This is a genomic window from Dactylosporangium darangshiense, from assembly GCF_039537565.1.
Classification (GTDB): domain Bacteria; phylum Actinomycetota; class Actinomycetes; order Mycobacteriales; family Micromonosporaceae; genus Dactylosporangium; species Dactylosporangium darangshiense.
In genome coordinates this window covers 135,654-151,161 of record NZ_BAABAT010000029.1, presented here as the reverse complement: position 1 = coordinate 151,161, position 15,508 = coordinate 135,654, and the positions used below count along the sequence as shown (strand labels likewise).

At 72.0% G+C, this 15,508-nt stretch carries 22 protein-coding genes; 10 read left to right on the top strand and 12 right to left on the bottom strand.

Translation table 11 applies throughout. The features are described from left to right. The first annotated feature begins 171 nt into the window (after nt 1-171). A complete protein-coding gene (locus ABD901_RS38710) occupies nt 172-945 on the top strand; it encodes an NADP-dependent oxidoreductase (RefSeq protein WP_345135031.1) in 774 nt (257 codons plus the stop codon). Nucleotides 946-1,031: 86 nt separating this feature from the next. Further along, nucleotides 1,032-1,961 carry a carbohydrate-binding protein gene (locus tag ABD901_RS38705; RefSeq protein WP_345135029.1) on the top strand — a complete coding sequence of 310 codons (930 nt, stop codon included), beginning with the start codon at nt 1,032-1,034 and terminating at the stop codon, nt 1,959-1,961. Between the two features lie 139 nt (nt 1,962-2,100). Here ABD901_RS38705 and ABD901_RS38700 read toward each other — a convergent pair whose 3' ends face one another. After that, nucleotides 2,101-2,307 carry an RNA-binding S4 domain-containing protein gene (locus ABD901_RS38700; RefSeq protein WP_345135026.1) on the bottom strand — a complete coding sequence of 69 codons (207 nt, stop codon included), beginning with the start codon at nt 2,305-2,307 and terminating at the stop codon, nt 2,101-2,103. Beyond that, on the bottom strand, nt 2,304-2,702 hold the full coding sequence (locus ABD901_RS38695) for an ankyrin repeat domain-containing protein (RefSeq protein WP_345135024.1): 399 nt from the start codon (nt 2,700-2,702) through the stop codon (nt 2,304-2,306). The genes ABD901_RS38700 and ABD901_RS38695 overlap by 4 nt, the downstream gene beginning before the upstream one ends. A 318-nt stretch (nt 2,703-3,020) precedes the next feature. Here ABD901_RS38695 and ABD901_RS38690 point away from each other — a divergent pair, with 318 nt between their 5' ends. The 5 genes from ABD901_RS38690 (at nt 3,021) to ABD901_RS38670 (ending at nt 6,555) form a co-directional block, all read left to right on the top strand. Beyond that, nucleotides 3,021-3,833: a M20/M25/M40 family metallo-hydrolase gene (locus ABD901_RS38690; protein ID WP_345135022.1), complete on the top strand. Its 813-nt coding sequence runs from the start codon at nt 3,021-3,023 to the stop codon at nt 3,831-3,833. An 84-nt stretch (nt 3,834-3,917) separates the two neighbouring features. Further along, a complete protein-coding gene (locus ABD901_RS38685; RefSeq protein WP_345135020.1) occupies nt 3,918-4,526 on the top strand; it encodes a response regulator transcription factor in 609 nt (202 codons plus the stop codon). A gap of 44 nt (nt 4,527-4,570) precedes the next feature. After that, nucleotides 4,571-5,230, top strand: coding sequence for a phosphotransferase (locus ABD901_RS38680; protein WP_345135018.1), 660 nt, complete (start codon nt 4,571-4,573; stop codon nt 5,228-5,230). Between the two features lie 53 nt (nt 5,231-5,283). Further along, nucleotides 5,284-5,502, top strand: coding sequence for a hypothetical protein (locus ABD901_RS38675; RefSeq protein ID WP_345135016.1), 219 nt, complete (start codon nt 5,284-5,286; stop codon nt 5,500-5,502). Between the two features lie 189 nt (nt 5,503-5,691). Further along, complete coding sequence (locus tag ABD901_RS38670; protein ID WP_345135014.1) at nt 5,692-6,555, top strand: dioxygenase family protein; 864 nt, start codon at nt 5,692-5,694, stop codon at nt 6,553-6,555. On the opposite strand, the gene ABD901_RS38665 is transcribed toward ABD901_RS38670, so the two are convergent. From ABD901_RS38665 to ABD901_RS38650, 4 genes are all read right to left on the bottom strand, one after another. Further along, complete coding sequence (locus tag ABD901_RS38665; RefSeq protein ID WP_345135012.1) at nt 6,538-7,191, bottom strand: MOSC domain-containing protein; 654 nt, start codon at nt 7,189-7,191, stop codon at nt 6,538-6,540. The two genes, ABD901_RS38670 and ABD901_RS38665, sit on opposite strands and share 18 nt — an antisense overlap. A 45-nt stretch (nt 7,192-7,236) precedes the next feature. Further along, nucleotides 7,237-7,734: a hypothetical protein gene (locus ABD901_RS38660; protein ID WP_345135010.1), complete on the bottom strand. Its 498-nt coding sequence runs from the start codon at nt 7,732-7,734 to the stop codon at nt 7,237-7,239. Next, nucleotides 7,727-8,020: a metal-sensitive transcriptional regulator gene (locus ABD901_RS38655; protein ID WP_345135008.1), complete on the bottom strand. Its 294-nt coding sequence runs from the start codon at nt 8,018-8,020 to the stop codon at nt 7,727-7,729. The genes ABD901_RS38660 and ABD901_RS38655 overlap by 8 nt, the downstream gene beginning before the upstream one ends. A gap of 68 nt (nt 8,021-8,088) precedes the next feature. Then, complete coding sequence (locus ABD901_RS38650; protein ID WP_345135006.1) at nt 8,089-8,667, bottom strand: thymidine kinase; 579 nt, start codon at nt 8,665-8,667, stop codon at nt 8,089-8,091. A gap of 54 nt (nt 8,668-8,721) precedes the next feature. Here ABD901_RS38650 and ABD901_RS38645 point away from each other — a divergent pair, with 54 nt between their 5' ends. Together ABD901_RS38645 and ABD901_RS38640 are read left to right on the top strand one after the other, a co-directional pair. Beyond that, on the top strand, nt 8,722-9,036 hold the full coding sequence (locus tag ABD901_RS38645) for a hypothetical protein (RefSeq protein WP_345135004.1): 315 nt from the start codon (nt 8,722-8,724) through the stop codon (nt 9,034-9,036). A 46-nt stretch (nt 9,037-9,082) separates the two neighbouring features. Beyond that, the gene (locus ABD901_RS38640) at nt 9,083-9,841 is read left to right on the top strand and encodes a hypothetical protein (protein WP_345135002.1); all 759 of its coding nucleotides are present in this window, start codon (nt 9,083-9,085) and stop codon (nt 9,839-9,841) included. 346 nt (nt 9,842-10,187) lie between these two features. Here ABD901_RS38640 and ABD901_RS38635 read toward each other — a convergent pair whose 3' ends face one another. Then, nucleotides 10,188-10,586: a DUF1801 domain-containing protein gene (locus ABD901_RS38635; protein WP_345135000.1), complete on the bottom strand. Its 399-nt coding sequence runs from the start codon at nt 10,584-10,586 to the stop codon at nt 10,188-10,190. Between the two features lie 22 nt (nt 10,587-10,608). Here ABD901_RS38635 and ABD901_RS38630 point away from each other — a divergent pair, with 22 nt between their 5' ends. Next, on the top strand, nt 10,609-11,277 hold the full coding sequence (locus ABD901_RS38630) for a hypothetical protein (protein WP_345134998.1): 669 nt from the start codon (nt 10,609-10,611) through the stop codon (nt 11,275-11,277). Here ABD901_RS38630 and ABD901_RS38625 read toward each other — a convergent pair. The 5 genes from ABD901_RS38625 to ABD901_RS38605 all read right to left on the bottom strand — a co-directional run bounded on the left by ABD901_RS38625 (nt 11,274) and on the right by ABD901_RS38605 (nt 15,452). Continuing rightward, nucleotides 11,274-11,768 carry a hypothetical protein gene (locus ABD901_RS38625; protein ID WP_345134997.1) on the bottom strand — a complete coding sequence of 165 codons (495 nt, stop codon included), beginning with the start codon at nt 11,766-11,768 and terminating at the stop codon, nt 11,274-11,276. The genes ABD901_RS38630 and ABD901_RS38625 overlap by 4 nt on opposite strands. 294 nt (nt 11,769-12,062) lie before the next feature. Beyond that, nucleotides 12,063-12,560, bottom strand: a complete 498-nt coding sequence (locus ABD901_RS38620; RefSeq protein ID WP_345134995.1) for an SRPBCC family protein — start codon at nt 12,558-12,560, stop codon at nt 12,063-12,065. After that, a complete protein-coding gene (locus ABD901_RS38615; RefSeq protein WP_345134993.1) occupies nt 12,490-12,906 on the bottom strand; it encodes an ArsR/SmtB family transcription factor in 417 nt (138 codons plus the stop codon). The genes ABD901_RS38620 and ABD901_RS38615 overlap by 71 nt, the downstream gene beginning before the upstream one ends. A 30-nt stretch (nt 12,907-12,936) precedes the next feature. Continuing rightward, on the bottom strand, nt 12,937-15,138 hold the full coding sequence (locus tag ABD901_RS38610; RefSeq protein WP_345134991.1) for a hypothetical protein: 2,202 nt from the start codon (nt 15,136-15,138) through the stop codon (nt 12,937-12,939). Beyond that, nucleotides 15,135-15,452, bottom strand: a complete 318-nt coding sequence (locus ABD901_RS38605) for a hypothetical protein (protein WP_345134989.1) — start codon at nt 15,450-15,452, stop codon at nt 15,135-15,137. Before ABD901_RS38605 ends, ABD901_RS38610 begins: the two co-directional genes overlap by 4 nt. Nucleotides 15,453-15,508 lie beyond the last annotated feature (56 nt).

Here is a 15,508-nt window from a genome sequence, read left to right as displayed (position 1 = left end):
CCGGCCGGCCCCGGCGCGGCCCAACCAGCGGCCCCGGGCGCGGGCGCGCCCCCGGGCGCAGGCGCGGCCCAACCAGCGGCCCCGGGCGCGGGCGCGCCCCCGGGCGCAGGCGCGGCCCAACCACCGGCCCCGGGCGCGATCGCGGCCCAACCGGCAGGCCCGGGCGCGGGCGTGGGTGTGCCTCCGCCGGCCATGGCGGGCGCGATGCCGGCGGCCGGCCGGGCCGCCGAGCGGCCCGCCGCGCGGGTGCCCGGGCGCGAGCTCGCCGGCGTGGTCGTCGGGCGCGGGTCGGAGGTGACCGGGTTCGTGGTCGGGGACGAGGTGTACGCCTACGCCGCCGGCGCCTACGCCGAGCGCGTCATCGTGGCCGAGCAGGACGCCGCGCAGAAGCCCGCCGGGCTGACCTTTGTCGAGGCGGCCGCTGTGCCGCGCGACGCGGTTGCGGCGCTGCAGGCGCTGCGGGCGGCCGGTACCGGCGAGGGCGACGTCGTGCTCGTGCATGGTGCTGCCGGTGGGTCCGGGCACTTCGCGGTGCAGATCGCGCGGGCGCTGGGTGCCGAGCGCGTCCTGGGCACCGCGGAGCCGGCCGACCACGACTTCCTGCGCGAGCTGGGTGCCGAGCCGCTGGTCGAGCCGACCGAGGCCGGCGAGCCGTACGACGTGGCCGTCGACTTCGCCGGTGGCGACGCGACCGCGGCGGCGCTGCGCGAGGTGCGCGACCCGGCCCGGGCGGTCTCGACGGTCAACCCGGCGATCGCCGCCGCGGGCGGACGGTACGTGGCGCCGGCGCCCCACGCCGAGGACCTGCGGTGGCTGGCCGACCTGGCCGACCGTGGGCTGTTGCGGGCCTCCGTGCACCGCGAGCTGCCGCTGGCCGAGGCCGCGGATGCGCACCGCCTGCTGAACGCCGGACACGTGAGAGGCAAGGTCGTTTTGACTCCATGAACCCAAATGACCCCATGAGCCCAATGAACCCTACGAACCCAACGGTGGCGTTTTATTACGAAATACCGGATAAGTTCGGGCATGGAGTGCCCGGACTGATCCGGGCCGCGCACGAAGTGCCCGGGCCCGTGCGGGCCGAACGGCCGGCGAGCATTCGTTCCCACCGCTGGACCAAGCCGCGGCACGTCCGGCCGCTGCTGCACCGGGCCCGCCACCGGCCGGTCGCCCACGCGATGTACCGAGGGGTGCGGCGGGCCGGGCACCGCCGCGCGCCCAGGGTCGTGTTCACTGCTGCCTTCGTCATCGTCACCGGCGTGTTCCTCGGGCTGCGGGCGCTGTCCGAGCACGGGCCCGGGCAGGCCGAGGCCGGACTCACCGACGGCAGCATCGTGCCCGCGCTGACCGAGCTGCCCGTGCGGCCGAGCCGGGTGCCGTGGAGCCGGTCGCCGAGCCGCACGCCGGCGCCCGCGGCGGCCACGAAGTCGTCGATGGCGTCGGCGACGCCCTCGACGGCGACCGTGACCCGGGTCACCTCGACGACGAGCACGCCCACAGCAGCGGCGTCGAGTGCTTCGGCGTCGCCGAGCGCGTCGGGGAGTACACCTGCTGCGGTCTTCACGATCGAGGCGGAGGCCGACGGCAACGACCGGCCGGCGCAGATGAGCGTGCGCGAGGCCGAGGCGGCGTCCGGCGGGCGCGCGGTGACGGGAGTGGGCGACGGGCGCTCGATGGCGTTCATCGGGTTCGCCGTACCGACCGGCGGCGACTATCGCGTGACGATTGCGTACCTGTCGAGCGAGCCGCTGCGCTGCTACCTCGGGAACGGGCTGCTCTGGACGCCGATCGAGTTTCCCAGCAGCGGCGGCGCGGGCTCGGTCGCGACCGTGACGGTCATCATGACGCTGGAGGCGGGGCGTAACACAGTCGAGGCCGCGAACACCCCCGGCAGGTGGTGTCCCGACCTCGACCGCATCACCGTTGCCCCCACTGACCACCCCAGATCGGCAACGTCATGAGTGAAGTTGGCGTGACCGTGCGCCGGTGGACCATCCAGGGAGGCTTCCGGCTTTCCGGCGCCGGTCACACTCTTAGTGTGTGACGCGCACCTGGGCAGCGGCCCAAACGGCGCTGTGAAGTTCCTGAGTATGACGATCTTCAGGCGACCCGCAGGGTCTCGCCCAGCACCCGCACGACGTCGCCGCGGTGCAGCTGGCGGCCGCGGCGGGTGTCGACCTCGCCGTTGACGGACACCTCGCCGTCGAGGATCAGCTCCTTGCTCTCGCCGCCGGACTCCATCACGTCGGCGAGCTTCAGGAACTGCCCCAGCCGGATCATGTCGCCGCGGATCTGCACGTCCCTCATCGCGCGGCCTCCAGCAGCCGCAGCATCTCGGGCAGGTCGAAGAACCGGGCCGTGTCCAGTGCGGACGGGCCGCCCGCGCCCGGGGAGGCGCCCGCGGACAGCAGCGCGCCGACGCTCGCCGGGCTCTGGCGGAACACCGCCGCCGCCAGCGCCGTCTGGCCCCGGTCGTTGGCCCGGTCGGCCTCGGCGCCGCGGTCGAGCAGCGCGGTCACGGTGGCCGGGTGGTCGTGGTACGCCGCGAGGATGAGCAGCGAGTCGCCCTTGTCGTTGGTCAGGTTGACGGGCACGCCGGCGTCGACGTAGCCGGCCAGCTCCTCGGTCGCGCCCGCGCGCGCGAGGTCGAACATGCGGTGCGCAAGCTCGACGACCGCCGGGTCGGGCTCTTCTTCACTCACCACCGCAGCCTAGTCGTTCGGGCCTGCCCCGCAGTTGCACCCGAAAAAGCGTTGCAGCGGATCAAGGACGGTGGCTAGGTTGGGCGTACACGGGAAAGGAGGTGGTCCAAAGTTGTGTAGCAATGGGACTCGTGAGGTGACTGTCCGCTAGTCGCCGTCCTCTGGACTCGCACTTCGCAGTGTCCGCCCGGATGGCGGAAGGCGAATACGAGACAGTTACCCAGCCCCCGAGGCTTTCCGGTGTAGTCCGACCGGCCCCGCGCAACAGCGCGGGAACCTCGGGGGCTGTTCCATTTCCCGCGGCCTTACCCTGTGGCGGTGATCTCACCGAAGCGGCTGCGGGCACACGTCGAGGCGCTCACCGCGCACGGGCCGCGGTTCGAGGACCTGCCCGGGGTCGCCGCCGGGCTGCGGTACATCACCAACGAGCTCACCGAACTGGGCCTGCCCGTGCGCGTCGAGCGCTACGGCAGCGAGCTGCACGAGGTCAACCTCGTCGCCGAGATCCAGGGCGGCACCTCCGACGACGCCGTCGAGCTGTGCGCCCACTGGGACTCCGTCGAGACCGCCCCGGGCGCCGACGACAACGCCAGCGGGGTGGCGGGCGTGCTCGAGGCCGCCCGCGCGCTGCGCGACGCCGAGCTGCCGGCCCGGACCATCCGGTTCGTCCTCTTCGGCGGCGAGGAGGACGGTGTCGAGGGCAGCCGGGCCCACATGGCGTACATCACCCCGCAGACCGAGGCGATCGTCTTCGAGATGATCGGGTACACCGCGGCCGACCAGGCCTTCCCGGAGGAGCTCGCCGGCTTCGTCGACCCGCCCGCGCGCGGCGACTTCATCGCCCTCGTCGCCGACGAAGGCTCGCAGGGGCTGCTGCGCCGTTTCGCCGGCCGCCTGGAGGTGCCGGCCTTCCCGCTCGTGCTGCCGGAGCTCGCCGCCGAGGTGGCGATGCGCAGCGACCACGTGCCCTACTGGGAGACGGGCCGGCGAGCCCTGCTGGTCACGGACACCGCCGACTACCGCAACCCGCAGTACCACCGGCCGGGCGACACCGCCGAAACCCTTGACTATGCGTTCGCGGCCGGCGTCGTCACCGCCGCAGTGCGCACGATCACCGAACTGACACAGTGATTCATATCACTGTCGTCAGGACCGGATGATTCGCAGGGGGATCTGCACGAGGAGCCCGCTCCCGTGTCGTGACACGATGCTGAGGTGTCAATCCGACTGCTGATCGCCGACGATCAGGCGCTCGTGCGCGGCGCGCTCGCGGCGCTGCTCGACCTCGAGGCCGACCTCACCGTCGTGGCGGAGGTCGGCCGCGGGGACGAGGTCGTCGCGGCCGCCCGCGAGCACCGCCCGGACGTGGCGCTGCTGGACGTCGAGATGCCCGGCCTGGACGGCATCGCGGCCGCGGCCGAGCTGCGCCGGGCGCTGCCGTCCTGCAAGGTGCTCATGGTCACCACGTTCGGCCGGCCCGGGTACCTGCGCCGGGCGATGGCGGCGGGCGCCTCCGGCTTCGTGGTCAAGGACACCCCGGCCCGTCAGCTCGCCGATGCGGTCCGCCGCATCGCCTCCGGCCTGCGCGTCGTCGACCCCACGCTGGCCGCGGAGACGCTCGCGAGCGGCGACAGCCCGCTGACCCCGCGCGAGGCTGACGTGCTGCGCGCCGCGCGCGAGGGCGGCACCGTCGCCGACATCGCGAGCCACCTCGGCCTCTCGGAGGGCACCGTGCGCAACCATCTGTCGGCGGCGATCGGCAAGACGGGCGCGCGCACCCGCGCCGAGGCCGTTCGCCTGGCCGATGAGAACGGATGGCTGTAGCCCCAAGGGCTGAAGGAATCGGCCGGGCGACGTAGAGTCGCGGCATGACCGCACTTCTCGCCAGCGGCCGCGACGCGGATGTCTATGCGCTCGATGACCGGCGGGTCCTGCGGCGATACCGCCGGGGCGGCGACGTGACGGCGGAGGCGGCGACCATGCGGTATGTCGCCGACCACGGGTACCCCGTCCCGCGCATCTACGAGGCCGACGGCGCCGACCTCGTCATGGAGCGCCTCGAGGGCCCGACGATGCTGCAGGCCCTCGGCGACGCCACCCTGGACCTGCACTCCGGTGCCACCGTGCTCGCCGACCTGCTCGAGCGCCTGCACAAGGTCCGCGTCCGCTCCGCCACCGACCCCGGCACGCGCATCCTGCACCTGGACCTGCACCCGGAGAACGTCGTGATGACCGAGGGCGGCCCGGTGGTCATCGACTGGCGCAACAGCACGGAGGGCCCGCCGGAGCTCGACGTGGCGATGACGGCGCTCATCATCGCCGGCGTCGCGGTCCTGCCCGGCCCGTTCCACGACCAGGCGGAGCCGTTCCTCGACACGCTGCTGAGCTGCACGCGGGACAACCCGCTGTCCCAGCTCGAGGCGGCGGCGCGGCGCCGGGTCGCGGATCCCAACGTGACCGCCGCCGAGAAGGCCCACCTCCATGAGGCGAAACTCCTGGTCACGACGTCTGCCCGCGCGCATTTCTGAATAACCCTCACGGGGCGGCGTCCGCCCCGCCGCGCGGCGCCACCCTTTTGTTCATGGAAGAACTCTTCGTCCGCCAGGTGGACATCGGCGTGGCCGACATGGACATCTCCGTCGACGACCAGCTCACCACCACGCGCGTCGTCGTGGAGCGCGCAACCGCCACCGACCGCCGCGGCGGCCCCGATCGCGAGCTCGTCCTCGTGTACGGCGCCGCCGAGACCCGCGCGGTCGCCGAGGCTCTGCGGCGCGCTGCGGAGCTCGCCACCAGCTGACCGCCCCCGCCCCGGCCCGAGAACTTCACCCCACAGTCAGCATTTGTAGCGATATATCGGGCGCTCCGCGCCACGACATATCGGGTTTATAATCCGACAGGCGAAAAATCCGAAAAGTCGCGGCGCGGAGCGCCCGACTTTTTCGGTAGACCTTGTTGAGCGCTCAACTAACGCGCTACCCTCGAGTACATGAGCGCGCTGCCGATTCTCGAGCAACATCTTGCCGCTGCTGTGCCTGCCAGCCGGGAGCAGCGGGACTGGGCGCCCGAGGACGGGGCGCTGCCGAGCCTGTACATCAGCCATGGTGCGCCACCGCTGCTCGAGGACGGCGAGTGGATGCGCCAGCTGCTCGACTGGGCGCTGGAGCTGCCCAAGCCCAAGGCGATCCTGATCGTGAGCGCGCACTGGGAGTCGGCGCCGCTCAGCGTTTCGGCCACGGCGGCGGGCACGTCGCTGGTGTACGACTTCGGCGGCTTCAAGCCGGTGTTCTACACGCTGCAGTACGCGACGCCCGACGCCTCCGCGCTCGCCCGGCGCGTCGCGGCCGCGATGCCGGACACGGAGCCGCTGCACGAGCACCGCAGCCGTGGGCTGGACCACGGGGCGTGGGTGCCGCTCATGGTGATGTACCCGCTCGGCGACGTCCCGGTGCTGCAGCTGAGCCTGCCGACGCACGACCCCGACCGGCTGCTCGAGCTGGGGCGGCGGCTGCGGCCGCTGCGCGAGGAGGGCGTGCTCGTCATCGGGTCGGGGTTCATGACGCACGGGCTGCCGTTCCTCACGCACGAGCACTGGGCCGGCGGCGGGCGGCCGCCCGGCTGGTCGGCCGACTTCGACGCGTGGGCCGCCGACGCGCTCGCGCGCGGGGACGTCGACACGCTGAGCCGCTTCGCCAGCCAGGCGCCCGGGATGCCGTTCGCGCACCCGACCGTCGAGCACTACACGCCACTGTTCGTCACGCTCGGCGCCGCCGAGAGGCCGGACGCTCCGGTGCGTTCGGTCATCGAGGGGTACTTCATGGGCCTCTCGAAGCGCTCACTGCAGACGAGCTAGGACCTTCTCCCGGGTGCGCGCCGGCAGCGCCTCGCCGGCGTCGAGCAGGCGGGGCAGCAGGTCGGACTCCGTCGTCAGCGCCCGGAACATCAGCTCGACCGTGACGTCGTGCTCAGGGGCGTACACCACATGGATCGAATCGCCGGCGCGCACCCGGCCCGGCCGGACGACCCGCAGGTAGGCCCCGGGCAGGGCGCGCTCGGTGTAGCGCTTGATCCAGCCCCGCTCGCCGAGCCAGCCCGCGAACGTGCGGCACGGTATGCGGGGCGCGGACACCTCCAGCTCGGTGGAGTCCCCGATGCGCCAGCGCTCGCCGACGCGGGCGCCGTTCACGTCCAGCCCGGCGGTGGTCAGGTTCTCGCCGAAGGCGCCGCCGGGCAGCTCGCGGCCGAGCTCGCCGGACCACCAGTCGAGGTCCTCGCGCGCGTACGCGTACACGGCCTGGTCCGGCCCGCCATGGTGGCGCGTGTCGCAAATCTGGTCGCCCTCGACCCCGGTCGCCTCGGTGCCTTTCGGGCCGGGCACGTTGATCGACACGAGCCCGTCGACGGGCAGCTTGCCGATCGCGGTGAAGTTCATGTCGGAGTGCTCGGTCGGCTGGGGGCGCCCGGCGTTGACGGAGATGAGGTAGGCCACGCGTGCCAACGTATCCGTCGGGCGTGGATCAGCACGAGCCGGTTCCTAGATGTATCTCGTGGGCAGGACCAGGGCAAAAGCCCGCGGAAAGCCAAGGGCCTCCAAGCGACGGGCGGCAACGTCCGCGACGGGAATCGAGGCGACCGACCCGCGCGCCGGGTTGAAGCACTCCAGCACCCCATCCGCGTGCCCCACTATCAGGACCCAGTGCCGCGGGATCGAAGCCCCGATGAGCATCGCCACCGGCCAGTCGCACTCGACAGCGGCCACGGCGGCGCGCAGGTCGCCGCGGAAACGCCGCCAGCCGTACCGCGTCCCGAGCGCCGCCGTGTGCCCGGAGATCACGCGCGCCACGCCCCACGGCGTGGTGCCCAGCTTGCGGGGCCAGATGAAGTTGGCCGCCGCGTGGATGCGGTGCTGCTCGGCGGCGTCGTCGGTGACCGTCGCGCCGTACGCCGGGTCGAGCGCCGCCGACGCCACGAGCGCCACGGTCGGCCCGCAGGTGAAGCCGTCGGTCTGCCGCACGTACCGGTAGTCAGCCACGGCGCAGGAGCCGGCCGACGGCGGCCATCATCTCCGTTGCCATCTCCTCGCCCTTGCCCTCTTCGGCGCCGTGGTGCATGCAGTGCCGGGCGTGGTCGTCGAGCAGGCCGAGCGCGACCTTGTCCAACGCCGCCTGGATCGCGCTGATCTGGGTCAGCACGTCGATGCAGTACCGGTCCTCGTCGACCATCTTCTCCACGCCGCGGACCTGGCCCTCGATGCGGCGCAGGCGGCTCTGGAGCTGGTCCTTGGTCGCGGTGTACCCGCGCGGCGTCGCGGAAGTCATACCGACCAGCATACCCGGATGAACCGGAACCCCCAGGGGGTATGAACCCGGACAACAACCCTCAAGGCTCAGGCCGGCAGGGTCGCGGTGGTGGACTGCGGCAGGACGACACAGGCGCGGCAGCGGGCCTCGTAGGTGTACGTACCGTCGTCGGGCAGCGCCGTCGACGGCGCGAGCTCGCGGATCATCGGTTCGCCGTGTTCGAGCACCTGGGTGTACACCGCGGAGAAGGAACGGCAGCGATCGCACACGGCGCGGCGGTAGGTCACGCTCGCCGGGCCCAGCTCCAGCAGCGCCCGGACCGGCGCGAACAGCTCGCCGCGGTGGTCGAGGTCGATGCCGGCCGCCACCACGCGGGTGCCGCGCAACAGCAGCCGCCGCACGACCGACATGTCCGACAGGGCGAACATGTGCACCTCGTCGATGCCGACGACGTCGAGCTCCTCGTCCAGCGCCGCCGCCAGCGACGTCGCCTTGACGGTGGCCAGCGCCGCACCGCTGCGCGAGACCACGCCGGCGTCACGCACGTGCCGCGCGCTCTGGAACACCCGGTGGCGTGCGTCGGTGTACTGCAAAGGTGAGAGCAGGCTCACGAGCTCCAGCGACTTGCCGCTCTTCATCGGCCCGAGAATGACGGTCAGATCCACGGCGCAAGAGGCTACCGGGTTGCGACCATGGACGGGAGCGGGCATGTTTGAGTCATGCATCTCGCTACGCCATCCAGCCGCCTGCGGCGTGGCGTGCGACGACTCGCACTGACGATCTGCGCGCTCATCCTCGGCGCCGGCTTCACCCCGGCGCTGCCGTCCACAATGGAGCCCGCCTCCTCCGCCGCGGTCTCCTTCACCGCCTCCGCGTCCTCCGCGCCGAAGTCCACTGTGGACGAGACGGCCGAGGACCCGGCCCCGTTCGCGGCCGCCGCGCCGGCGCCCGCGCAGACCGTCGCCGTCCCGCTGCCCGCCGGCCGCCCGGCAGGCGCGGTCGCGGGCCGTGCACCGCCCGCCCACTCGGTGTGAGACGACCCCTGCCCTGATCGGACTCGTCCCCCCGAGGTGCCGCCGCATGCAGAACTTTTCCCGCGGAATGCAGGAAGCGCTGGCCATCTGGCTGGCCCTGCTCGCCGCCGTCATCATCACGTTCCTGGTCCTGACCGCCCTGTCGCGCCGCGGCGCCGGCGGCCCGTCCTGGTGGAGCCGCCTGCGCAAGGCGATCCGCGACCCCGAGGCCGCCCGCGAGCGCCAGGCCAAGGCCGAGCGAACGTCGAAGGAGATCGAGGAGCTGCGACGGTACTGCGCAGAGGTCGCCGTCGCCGCCTCGCGCGCAACGGTCATGGCCGACCGCCGCCGCGCCGAGTGGGAGGCCGCGCAGCGCACGCAGGAGGCGGCGTGGCGCGCCTTCGAGGAGGCCGAGCACGGCGTGCACCGCCTGCGTCGCGCCAACGCCTTCCCCTTGACCGACGACGACCCGGAGACCCGCCGCCGCCACCTGGTCCGCATGGTCAACGCCGCGCACGACCGGGGCGAGATCTCGGCGGCCAACCTGGCGGACGCCCTGATGCACCGCAACGGCTGGGATCCTGCGGCCCACCCCTTCGCGCAGCAGCTCTCGCTGCGCCGCCTGATCCGCGACCGCAAGTTCCATGCGTACCAGGAGGCTTCGGAGATCGAGCGCCAGACGGCGAACGCCGCCGACATGGCCGCCGCCGCGAAGCGCAGCCTGGACGACGAGTCCTTCGACGCCGAGCTCCGCCTGCGCAAGGCAACGGCGATCGCGCCGGAGCGCTCGTCCCCGTCGTTCCTGACGGCGCCGGCCAACTCCTGACCCGCGCGGAGGCCGCTCCCGTTCCCCAGGGGCGGCCGAACGACAAGTCGGGCGGCGGCGGCGCGCCAGGACCTGACGGCGCCGGCCAACTCCCGACCCGCGCGGAGCCCGTTCCCGGCGCAAGTCGGGCGGCGACGCGCCACGACCTGACGGCGCCGGCCAACTCCGCCCGCGCGCAGGCGGCTCCCGTCCCCGCGTGGGCGACCGAACGACAAGTCGGGCGCTGGCGCGCCACGACTTGTCGGATTTATACCCTGTCCGGAGATAAGTCCGACACGTCGCGGCACGAAGTGCCCGACTTGTCGCATTGAACGGCATTCTTGCCCCGCCCCAGGGGCGAGACAACTCAGTCGGGCTGGGACTTGAGCTTGCGCCAGCCGCCGGCGCGGTTGTTGGCGATGATCTGGCGGAACATCACCAGCAGAGGCTCGGCCGGCACGGCCTCGCCCTCGTGGACGGCAACCGTGCGCGCCGTCTTGTTGTCGTGGCCGCCCGTGATGATGCCCTGCGGGTCGGGGACGATCGCGCCGTCGTAGAGGAACACGTTCACGTGCGTCTTCGCGGCCAGCAGGGCGCAGATGTTGCCGTCCAGCACGAAGTACGGGCGGACGGTGCGCTTGATCGTCTCCGCCACCTCGGGGTCGGCGGCGTGGACGAGGTCGCGGACCTCGCGGCAGATGGACTGCTGCCAAGGTGGCAGGGCATCGATGTACGCATCGACCCTCGGGTCCACCTCATACGTCATGAATCCTGCATATCATCCGGCGGTGGACGCGCGACGGAAGGTCACCGCGGCGGGGGTCGCGATCGTGCTCGGCGGGGCGGGGCTGATGGCCGCGCACGACCTGGGGCAGGAGGCGGGGCTGCACTTCACCGACCTCGCGGGGCGGGCCGACGTGCGGGTACACGGGGACTTCGACGCCGCCACAGTCAGCACGGTCACAGCGTTGCCGCAGGTGGCGGACGTGGATTGTGACGACACGCTCTACGGGGTGACGGTCACCGTGCACCACGAACCGCGGGGCGAGGCGACGGTGGTCACGGCCGCCGAGCACGAGCAGTTGCGCAGCTTCGAGCTGCGGGGCGGGCGGATGCCGGCCGGCGCCGAGGAGGTGCTGCTGGACGAGGCGACCGCCGCGGCCTCCGGGGCGCAGCTCGGCGATCGGGTGGTGCTGACGCGGCAGGGGCAGGTCGTGGACGGCACCCTGGTGGGTATCGCCGGCCGGCCCGGCATCCGCGCGGTCGGCAACCGGGAGCCGGTGGCGATGCTCGGCACGGACGGGATCGCGCTACTGCAGGGCGCGCCGGCCTGCGGACTGCTGCTGGTCCGGCTGCACGACGACCGCGACGCGCTGGACTTCGCCGATGCGCTGCGTGGCGCCCTGCCCGGAGAGTTCGGCGTCGCCTTCGACAACGGCGTCCGGCACGCCATCTAGGAAGAGGCGTTGGCGAGCGGCTCGCTCGACTCGAAGCACGGAGTGGCGACGTTGACACGGACCGCATCCGTGCCGTCGCCGACGACCGACAGGGCGACGCGGTCGGGGCCGGTGGCGTTGAGCGCGCCGTGGTCGGAAGGGTCGGTGGACGGGGGCTCGACCGTGTACTTCGCGGCCACGTAGTAGTCGCGCAGCTTCTGCAGTACCGCCGGCTGCTGATCCGCGGTGACCGGCACGTCGCCGTAGGTGAGCGCCGCGAACGTGTGCGGGCCCTCGCACGGCACCAGGTTCTCGGTGGGCGCGCCGCGCAGCGCCGCGCCGATGGTGGAGACGGCCTCGTCGCGGTACTTCCCGGCCAACGCCTTCGCATCGGCGTGCGACATGGCCTTCACCGGACCCGAGCTGGACGTCGGCTCGGGCGTGCTCTTCGGCTCGCCGGAGCAGCCGCCGAGAACGGCGGCGGCGAGCAGCAGACTCAGGACCCGCCTCACTACGCCTCCCAGGGACGTCGGCGGGAACATGATGCGCCCCGCCGGAGGCGTCGGCAACAACTGGCGGGTGACGGGTTCGCGGCGATCATGTAAGCGCGCCGGCACCCGCCCGGGGCCGGGGTCCACGGCTCGTCGTCGCGGGCGTTGGCGGAACACCGCGCGGCAGCCGATGCCGCCCTTGGCGGCGGCGAGCGCACGGTCGCGGGCGAGAAGGTCAGCGCCCGGACCGGCCCATCGGCGGCCGCGACGCCATCGTGGCCCGCAGCCCCGGCTGCGCGCTGCGCGGCGTGCGCGTCAGTCCTCGATCGAGGCCGCGACCGCCTCGAGCGCGTCGAGGGAGTCCTGCAGGCCGGTCTCCATGCCCGAGTTGACGAGGGCGTCGCGGTCGGCCTGGTCCACGTACTCGCAGAGCATGTCCATGTGGGTGATGCCGTCGCGCTCGGTGAACGTGACGGTGATGAGGCCCGCGTGGTCGTCCGGGTCCGGGATCCCCTCGAAGATCTCGGTGTTGACGAGCCGGTCCGGGGCGGAGACCTCGCGGTACTCGCCCCGGAACGCCACCTCGTAGCCTTCGTCGGTCGTCGAGACGTACCGCCACTTCCCGCCGACCCGAAGGTCGATCTCGGCGATGGTGACGTTCCCCAGGTCACCGGCCCACCAGCGCTTCACCAGCTCCGGCGTCGTGTAGGCCCGCCAGACCAGCCGCTTGGGCGCGTTGAACTCACGCGTCACCAGGATCTGGTTGTCTGCCGGAAGCGTGACCTTGGCCGTGCCCTTCGTCGTCGCCGTCATCGTCGTTCCCCCTCTTCTCGAGCTCCTTGAGCTCCTCGATCACCGCGTCCATCAGGTCGAACCGCGCGTTCCACATCCGCTCATAGCCGGCGAGCCAGTCGTGAATCCCCTTGAGCGGTGCGGCGTTGAGCCGGTAGATGCGCTCCCGCCCGTCGTCGCGCACGCGCACGAGGTCGACCTCGCGCAGCACGCGCAGGTGCTTGGACACCTGCGGCTGCGTGAGCCCCAACACCCGCACCAGGTCATTCACGGCCCGCTCCCCGCCGGCGAGGAGATCGAGAATCTCCCGCCGCCGGGGCTCGGCCACCGCATTGAACGCGTCGGAGGTAGTAGCCGCCCGCGCCATGACTCAATCATATTCCGATAACGGAATGCGTCAAGCGGTTCCGCCGCCGGTCGCGTCCTGAACGGTCGAGTCGTGCGGCGCGTGCGGCTGCCGGGGCAGCTGCCCGAGGTCGAGCGTCGGGGCCGCACCCAGCTCGCGGGCGCGGCGGCGCTGCCGGTCGCGGTAGTTGCGCAGGCGGCGATTGCGGCGCTTGCGCTCCTCGTCGACCCACGCCGCGCCCTCCGCCGCGATCGCCTCGAGGATGCGCAGCGCACCGGTGACGCCGGCGGCGTCCCGGGCCAGCTCCTCGAGGTAGGCCGCGTTCTCCCGGACCCGGTCGAGCAGACCCTGGTCGAAGTTCTCGATCAGCACGAAGGTGGTCCGGCCGTTGTTCAGCGTGAGGTGCAGCGCGTGGGCGAAGGTCAGCTTCTGCTCCCCCGCGCGCTGTGTCCGGGCGCCGACCCGCTCGACTTCGCGCCGGCCGTCGTTGAGCCGGATGCTCACCTCGCCCACCTCGGCGGAGGTGATCGAGCTGTACTGGAAGACGTTGCGATGCTCGTTGAAGACGACGCCGGACAGGAAGTCGAGGTGGACGTTGACCTCCCGGATGCCCCGCGCCGTGAGCAGGAAGAGCCTGACCTGGTAGGCCGAGTACCGGGGCGGGCCGTAGAGTACCCGGGCGCGCATGCACACGTCGTCGGCCTGGGTGAGGATCACGTGGCCGATCAGGTCCCGGTTGCGCAGCCCGAACTGGCGCATCGCGAGGTCCTTGACGTACGCCTTGTCGTAGTCGAGCCAGCGCGCCATCTCGGCGTCGGTCGGCCGGTTCGCCAGGTGCTCCTCCCAGCGCTGGAACGCCTTCTCCTCCTCCTCGAGCTGGCGCTGCCGCTCGTCCTCGTCGGTCTCGATCAGGGCCCGGCGACCGAACACGACCGGCGCGTGTATGCCGACCAGGCCCAGCCCCCACACGACGGCGGTCGACGCGAGGAGCCCGAGCAGGATCGACCATCCGGACAACGAGAACAGCGCCACGACCACGCCGGCGGGGAACAGCGCTATACCGCCGAAATAGCCGGCGCCGGTTGCGAACGCAATGGTCGGCCGGGGCGGTTCCGGGCGCGCCACGGTCCGGGTCGCGGTCCAGCGACGGGCCGCCTCCATCGCGTGCCAGTCGACCAGCCAGAAGATGTCGTAGGGCGCGAACCCCGCGTCCCGCTGCCAGACACCGCTGTACTGAGCGACGAGCGCCCCGCCGATGGACGAGCGCAGGTGCGAGGTCTCCCGCACCCAGGTTTCCTCGTCGATGCCGTCCGGCCGGTGCCGCGCGAAGCGCGCCGCGATGAGCGTGCCGAGCTCCGGGCTGACCACCAGGCCGCGGCGCTCCTCCCACCACGGCCGCTTCCGGTCCCGTCGCGCCCTCAGCCGGATGTAGTCACGCCCGAAGCGCACGACGCAGAACGTGGCCGCCCCCCAGAGCGCCGCCACGCCGAGCGCCGCCAGGACGTCGGCCTCGAACGCCAGGTACAACGAGCCCAGGGCGCCGAATGAGGCGAGCACCAGCCCGAACAACGCGCTGCCGGCGTCCGAGCCGGTCTCGTCCGGCAGGATGAGCGGCCGCAGTACCGCGGACGCCTGCGGGGGCAGGAAGAATTGGGCCGCCCGCTCGTCGCGGTTGCCGGCCAGCCGCAGCCGGCGGATCTGCTCGGCATCGAGCTCGTCGATCAGGTCCTGGATGCTCCCCACCATGATCATCTGCAGATGCCGGCGGATCTCGTCGCGGCGCGCGTCCGGCAACGCCTCGTAGCGGTCCATGACCTCGTCCAGCGGGACCTCGTCGTCGGCGTCGACGTCGTGGAGCGCGAGGCATTGCAGCATCTGCATCACCACGTCGAGCGCGAGCCGCCAGCCTTCCCCGTCCCCGCGGTGCTCGTCCGAGTGCGCGATCGCGATGGCCTCGTTGAGCTTGTCGAAGTCGGCGTCGTCCAGGTGGTCGAACGACCGCCCGCTGAGCAGCGCAATGGCCCAGTAGTAGGCCACCCGCGCGCCACGGAAACCGTGCCGGATCGCCTCGTGAATGAGCTCCTCGGCCTTTCGGGGGACATTACCCTCGAGATAGTTCAGGCCGACCCGAAACCGGTCGGAAGGCGACGAACGCTCGCCGATGTTGTAGAACGTGGCGTCGCCGTGCACGACGCCGACCATGCTCCCGACTTTCGCGTTGTCCTGCGCATTGATGTTGACGCGATTGGTCACTGAAGACTCTGCACAAGATCGATGGCCTTGTGGGCGTCCTTGGACAGCTCCGGCAGCGACCGGACCGTCTCGGCGAGGCCGCGCAGCGCGCGAACCAGGGCTTCGTTGCGCTCCTGCTCGTTCGGCCGCCGGCGCGCTGACTCGGCCTCGGCCAGCCGCGCACGGGCCGCCGCCGCCGCGTCACCGGCAAGGTCCCCGCTCTCGGCCGCGTCGTCAACCGCGTCCCGCAGAGCGTCCAGCCGGTTCTCGATCTTTCCAATTACCTGGTTCACCCTTGCATGACCGCTGATCGAGATGCTGATCTCGTCACCCACGAGAGCCCCCCAGAATCCTTGTCCGGATGAATGCCGGGGAAAGTATCGGGCAACAT

Coding starts and splice junctions, on each gene's coding strand:
- ABD901_RS38635 (WP_345135000.1), bottom strand. CDS start 10,586: ATGACGTATGAGGTGGACCCGAGGGTCGATGCGTACATCGATGCCCTG.
- ABD901_RS38655 (WP_345135008.1), bottom strand. CDS start 8,020: ATGACTTCCGCGACGCCGCGCGGGTACACCGCGACCAAGGACCAGCTC.
- ABD901_RS38620 (WP_345134995.1), bottom strand. CDS start 12,560: ATGACGGCGACGACGAAGGGCACGGCCAAGGTCACGCTTCCGGCAGAC.
- ABD901_RS38700 (WP_345135026.1), bottom strand. CDS start 2,307: ATGAGGGACGTGCAGATCCGCGGCGACATGATCCGGCTGGGGCAGTTC.
- ABD901_RS38680 (WP_345135018.1), top strand. CDS start 4,571: ATGACCGCACTTCTCGCCAGCGGCCGCGACGCGGATGTCTATGCGCTC.
- ABD901_RS38640 (WP_345135002.1), top strand. CDS start 9,083: ATGCAGAACTTTTCCCGCGGAATGCAGGAAGCGCTGGCCATCTGGCTG.
- ABD901_RS38645 (WP_345135004.1), top strand. CDS start 8,722: ATGCATCTCGCTACGCCATCCAGCCGCCTGCGGCGTGGCGTGCGACGA.
- ABD901_RS38670 (WP_345135014.1), top strand. CDS start 5,692: ATGAGCGCGCTGCCGATTCTCGAGCAACATCTTGCCGCTGCTGTGCCT.
- ABD901_RS38615 (WP_345134993.1), bottom strand. CDS start 12,906: ATGGCGCGGGCGGCTACTACCTCCGACGCGTTCAATGCGGTGGCCGAG.
- ABD901_RS38675 (WP_345135016.1), top strand. CDS start 5,284: ATGGAAGAACTCTTCGTCCGCCAGGTGGACATCGGCGTGGCCGACATG.